This is a genomic window from Rothia sp. HMSC069C03 (assembly GCF_001811075.1).
GTDB classification, from domain to species: domain Bacteria; phylum Actinomycetota; class Actinomycetes; order Actinomycetales; family Micrococcaceae; genus Rothia; species Rothia mucilaginosa.
In genome coordinates this window covers 280049-290415 of the sequence record NZ_KZ627135.1, presented here as the reverse complement: position 1 = coordinate 290415, position 10367 = coordinate 280049, and the positions used below count along the sequence as shown (strand labels likewise).

Genomic DNA, 10367 nt, shown 5'->3' with positions numbered 1-10367 from the left:
AAGCCACCAAACATGTTGCTTCTCGAAACACAAGTGGCTTATCAGCACTGACCAAATCAACTACCACCTATAAGGAGAACAAATTGTCCTTTGAAGAAGTCCTGTCCATTATTGGAGCTGCTGCCCCGCCGATTACCGCCATCGCGGGAACCGCAACCGCCTGGGTAAAGCTCGGTGCAGCACGTAAGGACGCCAAGAAGGCAGCCGCCACCCCCGGAGCCGGAAATACCACTCAGAAGCTCAGCGTCGGCACCATCAACGGCAATGGCAACCGCGTACACAACACCCACCAGCAGGTAGGCAACGGCTCCGCAGCCATTAGCGGCGACGGTAACCGCACCACCATCGACAACAGCCAGCACACGCACAACCATGCACCTTCCAAGAAGGGGCAGGCAAGCAATGAAGACACCTTCGGCTTCGGCCTTGTCGCGGTATTCATCGCACTGTTTGCCGCGGCAGCGTTTCTCGTTAGCTGGCCTAATGTCAACCTGACCCTCATCATCTGCTGGGTGTTTTGCCTCGCCATGGCTGGTTTGCTCATCAAGAAGTATGCGCAGTCGGGTACCGAAACCAGCATTAATGCTCTGATGTATATGCTCTACCCGGGTATTCTGTTGGCCATCACTGCATGGATCTGGGTGTCCCTCAATGGTTCCGGCAAGTACAACATGTCCACCATTCACACCGTTATCACTGGCTATATGAGTTCCCATCAGCAGGGTGTTTTCTTTGCACGGTTCATTGAAGCCGTCAATGCAACGTACGGATTCACCGGGTTCACTTTACTGATGTTGAATTTGCTCGCCACCATGCTTATGGTTCAGATTCTTGTACGCTGCTACTGGCGTATTCTGAACGCCGCCTGTGCGCGTTACCGCGGCTTTGAGCTTCACTTTCCTCTGCAGGAAGCGGGTGTAAGCATCATCCTGGCAATCATGGGATGCGTAGCATGCCAGCCCGCGCTTGCTGAACATCTGATTTCGCAGATTAACAAGTAGCATCCTGCAGATGAGATGCCGGGCCGTATTCACTCAACTTATCCACACCCCTCTCGTCGAGAAGCCACATGTGTTTCGAAAAGCCACCAAAAACGTGGCTTTTCGAAACACATGTGGCTTTTCGGCGTAATAACTAAACGTAACACTTGAACAAATATACTCTCATTTGATGCAATTAAAGCATGATTACTAGAGAAGAACTATCAACGATGATACGCACCCGCACCGAACTCATCACCTCAGCCACCCACACGCGAATCACCCTAAGCCACGCCCTCAATCGCGGCGAACTCACCCGCATCTCAAAAGGGCACCTTCTCCCCACCCAAACCTGGAACAACCTACATCCCAACGACCAGCACTACGTGTGCATGCTCGCCCACCTCAACGAATACCCCGCCAACATCCTCGCCGCTCAAAGCGCCGCCATCGCCTGGGGTATCTCCTCCCTCAGCCCACCACGTCACGTTCAAGTACGAGGAACCGGAGGCGGCCGCCGAGAAAACATCCAACGCATCCAAGACACCCTCACCGCGGACAGCCCCATCGTGTACACGCCCGAAGGGATCCCCACCGTCACACCGCTAACAGCTATCACCATTTGCGTGAAAACGCTCCCCTTTCGCGACGGGCTCGTTCTAGCCGAAAGCGCCCTTCAACGCTTCGCTCAGGAACCGGATATGCTCACCTACGAAGAGCTCAAGAAAGAGCTCTCATCTGCATCAGGCCGCGGATGCCGCACCGCCCGCCTCGTCGGACATGAGCTCAGCCCACGTTCAGAATCCGTTGCTGAAACCTGCATGCGGTTACTTCTCGATGACCAGGGAATCCGATACAAGCAGCAAGAAACCATCATCTGCGAAGGTCATGCCTATCGAGTGGACTTTCTGCTACACGCCACTAGCCTCCACGGCAGGCCCGTCATTCTGGAGGTAGACGGCAACGTCAAATACAACGCCAAAGAGGACCTGGTTCGGGAGAAGAATCGACAGGATCGGCTACTCCACGCGGGGTATGCTGTCGTCCGCGTTTCTGCTAAGGATGCTATTTACCGTCCGAGGCGGGCCCTGCAGGTGCTACGTGCTGCTGGGGTACCCCAAACTTAACCGCGAAAAGCCACATGTGTTTCGAGAAGCCACTAAAAATGTGGCTTTTCGACACACATGTGGCTTCTCAGCGAGTAGAGAGGCGGCTACCTAGCCGACAAACCACTCGATACCAGGAACATCGCCAGGTAGAGAGCTATACTCACCGTGAAAAGACGCTGCGCACTTTCCGACTTTGAACCAACAATTACAGCACGACCTCCCAGCGCACTACCTGCAAGGAAGACAGAGTGCAACAGAACTTCCGGAACGAGCAGGCCCCACACAAAGAACAGCACGGTATACACAGCCAGAGTGACCAACCCCGGAACACCGTATGCACCCATAACACCGTTCACGAAGTCCACGTCAGTCGAACCCGCCGAAAGCCCCGCCTGGATCAGATTAGCCATCGACCAATGTTCGCTCGTCTGCAAGCCATTCGACAGCGTAGAGCTGAGAGCCGTACCGGACGAAGTCACATACATCAGACCAAGTAAGGCGTTGGGCTTCATCTTCTTACCCTTAGCCCGTGCACGTTTGGAACAACGCACCATTGCAGTCACGCCCAGCAGTAGCATCGCCCATCCCATAATAGCCGCGCTCCACTGCAAAGCTTCTTCTGCAGAACCTCGCAGTAACATGACCACCCACATCGCTACAGCTATAAATCCGCCCATCACGACATTGATGATGAGATCCGGGGTACCCAAAATGGAGAAATTCGAGATACGGTCTTCGTCGTCCGATTCTTGCGCGTACTTCTCACCCTTCATCGTGGCTCGCAAATAACGAATCGAAGCGAGCAAGCCCCGGAGAGCAGATATTGCAGCCGCCCCAAGGAGGAAAATTACGCCCACCCACATCAGAATTGTTGTTGTTGAGTGAATCCACTGTGACAACCAGTTCATATCATGCCTTTCTCCAGGGTGGCCTTGTAATGCAGTGACCACCTATCCAATATGTCCTCTTCAGACTATTCCTGATGTGGGGGCCGACCCCTTGTTCGCAATTTACCCCGGGGTAAATCAGGCTATGCCCTTTCCTTTCAGGTAAGCGAAAAGCCACATGTGTTTCGAAAAGCCACGTCTTTGGTGGCTTCTCGAAACACATGTGGCTTCTCGGCGCAGAGGCAAAGAGGATGTTAGTCCAGCAGCGCGTCCACGAATGCTTCCGGGTCGAACGGCGCCAGGTCGTCCGGGCCTTCACCCAGGCCGATGAGCTTGACGGGAACGCCGAGCTCCTCCTGGATAGCAACCACGATGCCGCCCTTTGCGGTGCCGTCGAGCTTGGTCAGCACGATACCGGTGACATCCACGATATCGCCGAAGACCTTCGCCTGAACCATACCGTTCTGGCCGGTCGTCGCGTCGATAACGAGCAGAACCTCGGTGACCGGCGCTTCCTTCTCAATCACGCGCTTAATCTTGCCGAGCTGATCCATCAGACCGGACTTATTCTGCAGGCGGCCCGCGGTGTCCACGAGCACGGTGTCAACGCCCTGTTCCTTGCCAGCCTTCACGGCATCAAACGCGACGGATGCGGGGTCGGCGCCTTCCTTCTCGGAACGCACGGTCTTCACGCCCACGCGGTCACCCCAGGTGGTCAGCTGCTCAGACGCGGCCGCACGAAACGTATCCGCGGCTCCCAGGAGCAGGGTCTGACCGTCAGCAACCATCACGCGGGCAATCTTGCCGACCGTGGTGGTCTTACCGACGCCGTTCACGCCAACGACCAGCACCACGCCGGGGTTGCCGTCGCTGCCGGCGGTCTTCAGTTCGCGGTCCATGTCGGGGCGAACAATCTTCACGAGCTCTTCGCGGAGCATCTTCTTCACGGCGGCGGGGTTGCTCGTACCCTCAACGCGCACGCGCTGCTGCAGCGCTTCCACCAGGCGGGTGGTCGGTTCAGAGCCGAGGTCGGCGAGCAGCAGGGTTTCCTCAACTTCGTCCCAGACGTCCTGGTCGATGCGGTCGCGAGAAAGCAGAGCCAGCAGGCCCTTGCCGAGCATGTTGTTGGAGCGTGCCAGGCGGGCGCGCAGGCGCACCAGGCGACCCGCGGACGGGTCGGGCATATCAAGTTCAATAGCGCGAGGTGCCGAGCTTTCGGGTTCTTCCGCCGATCCGCCGGAGGCTTCTGCCGCCTCCTGACGCAAAGACTGCAGGTTCGCGGTCTTCTTGGGTCGGCGCAGAACGGCGAAAAGTACACCGGCGATAACCAGTACACCCAGCACGATTGCGCAGATTATCATCATCGTTTCATTCACACTACTAGCTTACCGGTTTGGGCGGTTTGGCTGGTCGAGATGACGCGCATGCCCGGCTGTCGGCGGAGTAGACTGGACACTGTTAAGTTTTTTAGCCGAACACATGATGGGCAGTTGCGGGTGGGGCCCGCGACTGCCGCACGGCACCGCACGATTTCGAGGATGAGTATGAGGAACCCTGCCAAAACACCGCCTGTTTTTGACCCGGGCACGATTGATCCGAACCGTGTGCCCACCGGTTTGAAGGTTCTGATTGCTGCGTCGTTCATGATTGCGGTGGGTTTTGGTTTGGTGGCGCCGGTGCTGCCGAACTATGCGCAGAATTTTAATGCCACGGTCACTATGGCGACGATGGTGGTTTCTGCGTTGGCGATTACGCGCCTGATTTTTGCGCCGTCGGCGGGTCAGATGATTACCCGTTGGGGTGAACGTCCGGTGTACACGATTGGCATGCTGATTGTGTCGGTGACGTCGTTTATGATTGCGTTCGCCTGGGATTATTGGGTTCTGCTGGGTTCGCGTGCGGTGGCGGGTATCGGCTCGGTCATGTTCACGGTCTCTGCGATGGGTCTGCTGGTGCGCCTGTCCCCGGCGCATATGCGCGGCCGTATTTCGGGCTATTATGCGACGGCGTTCCTGCTGGGTAACCTGCTGGGCCCGGTGATTGCGAGCGCACTGGCGCCTTTTGGCATGCGTGCTCCGTTCATTGTGTATGGTTTTTCGCTGCTGGCGGCGGGCCTGATTGTGTGGTTCTTGATGCCGTCGCAGGCGGCGCTGGAGGCGGAGCGTGACGCGATTATGGAGGCGGCGGCGCTAGCGGAGGGTAAGGGTACCGGGGTGTTGCCGTCGGCGGTGCCCTCCCCTGCTGACACTCAGGCTGGCGCATCCGGCAAGGCGGCTAAGCCTGCTGCATCCGGCGGCGCTTCGGGTAAGAGTGACCTGCCTGCAATGACGGTTCGTGACGCGTTGAAGTTCTCGAATTACCGTTCTGCATTGGTTTCGAACTGGGCGATTGGCTGGTCGGTGTTTGGTGTGCAGTCGTCGATTATTCCGTTGGCGGCGGCGTATTTGGCGACGGGCGGCGACATGTCGAATTCGGTGGCGGGTACCCTGTTGGCTTCGTTGGCAATGGCGACGAATTCGTTTGGTAATGCGTTGACGCAGACGTTCTCGGGTCGTTTTTCGGATCGTTTTGGTCGCCGTGTGATGGCGTTTTCGGGTCTGCTGTTGGCGGGTTCTGCGGTGACGTTTATGGGTTTCGCGCCGGTGGCGTGGGTGTTTGTGTCGTTGACGGCGTGTCTGGGTATTGGTGCGGCGTTTATGGGTCCGTCGATTCAGGCTGCGGTGTCTGATGTGATTGGTACTCGCCGTAGTGGTGGCCAGGTGTTGGCTGTGTATCAGATGTGTAGTGATTTTGGTATGATTTTGGGTCCGCTGGTGGCTGGTTTGATTGCGGATGCGTGGGGTTTTGTTCCGGCGTTCATTGCCAGTGGTTTGTTGTTGGTGGCGGCGGCGTTCACGTGGGCGCCGTTCCGTAAGGCGCGCTGGCCGAAGGATATTGCGGACGCGGACTATACCGGCCGCTAAGCACTCTATAACATATGAAAAGCCGGTGCCTGCTGCGAAGCAGGCACCGGCTTTTCACGTACCAGGCTTATGTTCAAGAAATAGATAAAGAATCCAACAGGATAAATAACCCCAGAATCGGGTGAGCCGACAGCAACACCCGACCCCAGACCAACCCATCTATATCTTCCTCTGATGGGATAGGCGACCTAGAGGGCGTACCGGACACGCGAAGCGGGGGCTCCGTCCTCGAAGCGCCCCCAGGCGCTGAAGAGGGGGCACTCCCCCGCGAGCGGCGTCCGATACGCCATCTCTTAGCAACCCTTATCGGGTCACAGGCACCTTGGAGAATTCACGCACGGTACCTTCCGGGTCGCCGGAGCGTACCAGTGCTTCACCGATGAGGACCGCATCCGCACTGGCGCCGGCGTAGGCGCGTACGTCTTCGATGCTGGCGACACCTGATTCGGCAACCTTGATGACAGAGTTGAGTAGGTGCGCTGCGAGGGATGCGTAGTGTTCGTTGTTGACTTCGAGGGTCTTGAGGTTACGCACGTTGATGCCGACGATTTTGGCGCCGATGCGCTGGGCGACCTCGATTTCTTCGGGGGTGTGGGTCTCGACGAGGGCGTTCATGCCAAGCGACTCGGTGAGCTCCAGGAACTCGCGCAGGGTCTGCTCGTCAAGGGCCGCCACAATCAGTAGCACCAGGTCAGCGCCGTGTGCGCGGGCCTCCCAAATCTGGTACTCGTCGACGGTGAAGTCCTTGCGCAGGACGGGGATGTTCACCGCGGCGCGCACAGCGTCCAGGTCGGCGAGGGAGCCGTTGAAGCGGCGCTGTTCGGTGAGTACCGAGATCGCTGCGGCGCCACCTGCCTCGTAGCGTGCGGCGAGCGCGGCGGGGTCGGGGATTTCGCCGAGCGCGCCCTTGGACGGTGAGGAGCGCTTCACCTCGGAGATAATGCGTGCGGTCGTACCGTTGCCGCCGCCGGGTACCTCACCGCGTAGGGAGGCGAGTGCGTCGCGGGCAGGTGCAGCTGCGAGGGCGCGCTTCTTCATTTCTTCGAGGGAAACCTGCTGTACGCGGGCGGCGAGGTCTTCGCGGACGCCGACAATAATCTCGTCGAGAACGGTGCTCATGGTGTCTCCTTGGGTTACTTGGTGGCGTTGACGGCTGCGTCTGCGTCCAGGGGTGCCAGGCCGGAGGCGGTCAGCACGGCGCGCAGCGGGGCGGCGGACTTGTTGACGGTTTCGAGGGTTTCGGAGTCCGGGTTGGAGTCCATGACGAGGCCCGCACCTGCCTGTACGTAGGCGGTGCCTTCCTTGAGGACGGCGGTGCGGATGGCGATTGCCATGTCCATGTTGCCGGCGAAGTCGAAGTAGCCGCATACGCCGCCGTAGACGCCGCGGCGGGTGGGTTCGTATTCGTCGATGAGCTGCATGGCGCGCGGCTTGGGCGCGCCGGAGAGGGTGCCCGCCGGGAAGGCGACACGCAGCACGTCGTAGGCGCTGAACTGCGGGTCGAGTTCGGCGCTGACGGCGGAGGAAATGTGCATGATGTGGCTGAAACGCTCAATGATCATGAACTGGTCGACGGATACGGTGCCGGGCTTGGCGATGCGTGAGAGGTCGTTGCGTGCCAGATCGACGAGCATGAGGTGTTCGGAGCGTTCCTTTTCGTCGGCGAGCAGTTCCTCGGCGAGTGCGAGGTCTTCTTCGCGGGTTGCGCCGCGCGGGCGGGAACCGGCGATGGGGTGGGTGCTGGCGATGCCGTCCTTGAGGGTGACGAGCGCCTCCGGTGAGGAACCAACGATGTGGAAGGGGATGCCGTTGCTGTCTTCAAAGTTGAAGAGGTACATGTACGGCGAGGGGTTGGACTGGCGCAGTACACGGTACACGTCGAGGGGCTTGGCGTTGGTTTCGGCTTCGAATCGGCGTGAGAGCACGATCTGGAAGACGTCGCCGTCGATGATGTTCTTCTTGGAGCGGTCGATGGCGTCCTTGAAGCCCTGTTCGCTCCAGGTGAGGGTGACGTCTTCGCGGACCTTACGGTCAACGTCAGCCACGCCGGAGAGAATGGAGGTGGTTGCGGTGGCGCCGCGCTGCAAGCGGCGGAGCATGCTGTGCAGGCGCGCAACGGCATCCTCGTAGGCGCCGTCGACGTTTTCGCTGGTGCCGTTGAAGTTGATGGCGTTGGCGACGAGCAGGACGGTGCCGTCCTTGTTGTCGTGAATTGCCATGTCGGAGACCATGTTGAGTGCGAATTCGGGCAGGTTCACGTCATCGGCGGGCGGGAAGGGCAGGTGCTCCCAGTGGCGCACAACGTCCCAGCCGAGGTAGCCGACCAGGCCGGAGGTGAGCGGCGGCAGGGTCGGGTCGGGTTCGGTGTAGAGCATCTGCAGGGTCTTTGCGATGGCTTCTACGGGGTCGCCGTCGACGGGTGCGCCGGCGGGGGTGCGGCCCTGCCAGTGGACTGCGCCGTCAACGGTGGTGAGGGTGGAGCGAGAGGATGCGCCGATGAAGGAGTAGCGGTCCCAGGCTGCGGATTCGCCTTCTGCGGAGATTTTGGCGGATTCGAGCAGGAAGGTGCCGTGGGCTGCGTCGACGGGTTCGCCCTGGTCGTTTTGGAGTACGAGGGATCGGTAGATGCCGATGGGGGTGAGTGAGTCGGCGAGGATTTTGATGTGTACGGGAATGACGCGGGTGCCGGCTGCGCGGGCGCGGAATTCTTCGAGGCTGGGGGTGATGGTGCCCAAATCCTGCATTGCTGTACTCCTTGGTGTTGGGTTGGGAGCGCGTCGGTGCGCTGTGTCCCTTAGCTGCCGCGCGGGGTTTTACCGGTGCATGCGGTTTTACCGGTACATGGGGTACCGGGACATATATGCCGGTGTGTATCTCTCTGGCGCATACTTGCCAGATCCATAGACGCCCGATAATGCCTGATAAATCCCGGTAAGCCCGGTGCGCGCGTTGTTTCAGTTTAACCGGTGCTGCGGCACAGTTCCACGGTGAAGATTCAATAGTTCTCTTCGTGAAACTGAGCCGCGTACCGTTCAGCCGTGTTAGTTGCTGAACTGCTTGAGGGTTGCTGCGGTCTGCAGTGCCGCTGCGGTCGCCTCGTAGCCCTTGTCTTCGTTGGAGCCTTCCAGGCCTGCACGGTCGAGTGCCTGCTGCTCGTTGTCGCAGGTGAGCACGCCGAAGCCGATGGGGCGGCCGGTCAGCACGGACACGTCGGTCAGGCCGTTGGTTGCGCCCTGGCAGACGTAGTCGAAGTGGGGGGTGCCGCCGCGGATGACCACGCCGAGCGCGACAATTGCGTCGAACTTCTCAGCGAGGCGGGTTGCTACGACGGGCAGCTCGAAGGTGCCGGGAACGCGCACGAGGGTCGGCTCGATGCCTGCGTCGCGTGCTGCACGCTGCGCACCGTCGATGAGGCCGTCCATGACCTGGGTGTGCCAGCTTGCCGCTACGATTGCGAGCTTGAAGCCCTTGTAGTCTTCGGGGTTGAGGGTGGTGTCTGCTGCGCCTACGCCGCTCATTGTGTTCTCCTTGTGGGTTGTGGGTTTTTGAAAAGTTTAGTGTGCAGGGGTTCCGCGGGCTATCTGCGGGGTTTCTACTCTGTGCCGCTACGCGCTTTTGAGCACGTGGCGCATGCGCTCACGCTTGGTCTGCAAGTAGTGGGCGTTCTCGACTCGGGCGGGAATTTCGTCCGGGATGAGTTCGGTGACCTGCAGGCCGAGGCTTTCGAGCGCCTCCTGCTTGGCGGGGTTGTTGGTCACGAGCCTCAGCTCGTTCACGCCGAGTTCCTGCAGGATCAGCGCCGCCTGCGAGTAGTCGCGCATGTCGCCGTCCAGGCCGAGCGCCAGGTTCGCGTCGAGGGTGTCGAGCCCGGCATCCTGCAGCGCGTAGGCGCGGAGCTTGTTGACCAGGCCGATGCCGCGTCCTTCGTGGTTGCGCACGTAGATGAGGTACCCGCCGGTGCGGCCAATGATGCGCAGGCCGTTCTCCAGCTGGGGGCCGCAATCGCATCGGAAGGAACCGAAGATATCGCCGGTGGCGCATTCGGAGTGGATGCGTACCGCGGGCGCTCCCCCGTCCTCGGCGGGTACGGGGGTGCCGTCACGGTCGAGGGCGCGGGCACTGATGTGTTCGGCACCGTCCGCAAATCGCCAGGCGCGCAGACCGAACAGGCCCTGCGGGGTGGGTACGGCAACCTCTTCGGTGCTTTCGACCAGCAGCGGGCTGGGGTTGGGCACCATGTCGAGGGGGCTGAGTTGGTAGCCTTCAGCAAGCTCGGAGGCGATGCGCAGTGATTCGGCGCTGAGCTCTTCAGCCTGCGCCTCAACCGGCTCGGCCAGGGCGCCCGGCTCTGCCAAGGTGACAGCCGCGGGGGTGCTCAGCTCTGCGGGGGTGCCCGGCGTTGCCTGGGGGTTAGGGGTTTCGCTCATG

Annotated in this window: 9 protein-coding genes; 3 read left to right on the top strand and 6 right to left on the bottom strand. The window is 60.1% G+C overall.

The features are described 5' to 3' along the window. Together HMPREF2779_RS03275 and HMPREF2779_RS03270 are read left to right on the top strand one after the other, a co-directional pair. Positions 1-1001 (top strand): hypothetical protein (locus tag HMPREF2779_RS03275; protein ID WP_233992242.1); only part of this gene is annotated, 1001 nt, incomplete at its 5' end. A 182-nt stretch (positions 1002-1183) separates the two neighbouring features. Further along, positions 1184-2107, top strand: coding sequence for a hypothetical protein (locus HMPREF2779_RS03270; protein ID WP_158676577.1), 924 nt, complete (start codon positions 1184-1186; stop codon positions 2105-2107). Between the two features lie 86 nt (positions 2108-2193). Here HMPREF2779_RS03270 and HMPREF2779_RS03265 read toward each other — a convergent pair whose 3' ends face one another. Then, complete coding sequence (locus HMPREF2779_RS03265) at positions 2194-2997, bottom strand: hypothetical protein (RefSeq protein WP_070686940.1); 804 nt, start codon at positions 2995-2997, stop codon at positions 2194-2196. 233 nt (positions 2998-3230) lie between these two features. Next, complete coding sequence (ftsY, locus tag HMPREF2779_RS03260) at positions 3231-4340, bottom strand: signal recognition particle-docking protein FtsY (protein WP_044150495.1); 1110 nt, start codon at positions 4338-4340, stop codon at positions 3231-3233. A gap of 180 nt (positions 4341-4520) precedes the next feature. Here ftsY and HMPREF2779_RS03255 point away from each other — a divergent pair, with 180 nt between their 5' ends. Further along, positions 4521-5939, top strand: a complete 1419-nt coding sequence (locus tag HMPREF2779_RS03255) for an MFS transporter (RefSeq protein ID WP_070686942.1) — start codon at positions 4521-4523, stop codon at positions 5937-5939. 303 nt (positions 5940-6242) lie between these two features. Here HMPREF2779_RS03255 and trpC read toward each other — a convergent pair whose 3' ends face one another. From trpC to ribA, 4 genes are all read right to left on the bottom strand, one after another. Next, a complete protein-coding gene (trpC, locus tag HMPREF2779_RS03250; protein ID WP_070686943.1) occupies positions 6243-7058 on the bottom strand; it encodes an indole-3-glycerol phosphate synthase TrpC in 816 nt (271 codons plus the stop codon). A gap of 14 nt (positions 7059-7072) precedes the next feature. After that, complete coding sequence (locus tag HMPREF2779_RS03245) at positions 7073-8683, bottom strand: anthranilate synthase component I (protein ID WP_105360819.1); 1611 nt, start codon at positions 8681-8683, stop codon at positions 7073-7075. A gap of 297 nt (positions 8684-8980) precedes the next feature. Next, positions 8981-9457: a 6,7-dimethyl-8-ribityllumazine synthase gene (ribH, locus tag HMPREF2779_RS03240; RefSeq protein ID WP_005507468.1), complete on the bottom strand. Its 477-nt coding sequence runs from the start codon at positions 9455-9457 to the stop codon at positions 8981-8983. An 87-nt stretch (positions 9458-9544) separates the two neighbouring features. Further along, positions 9545-10366 carry a GTP cyclohydrolase II gene (gene ribA, locus HMPREF2779_RS03235; RefSeq protein ID WP_105360818.1) on the bottom strand — a complete coding sequence of 274 codons (822 nt, stop codon included), beginning with the start codon at positions 10364-10366 and terminating at the stop codon, positions 9545-9547. Position 10367 lies beyond the last annotated feature (1 nt).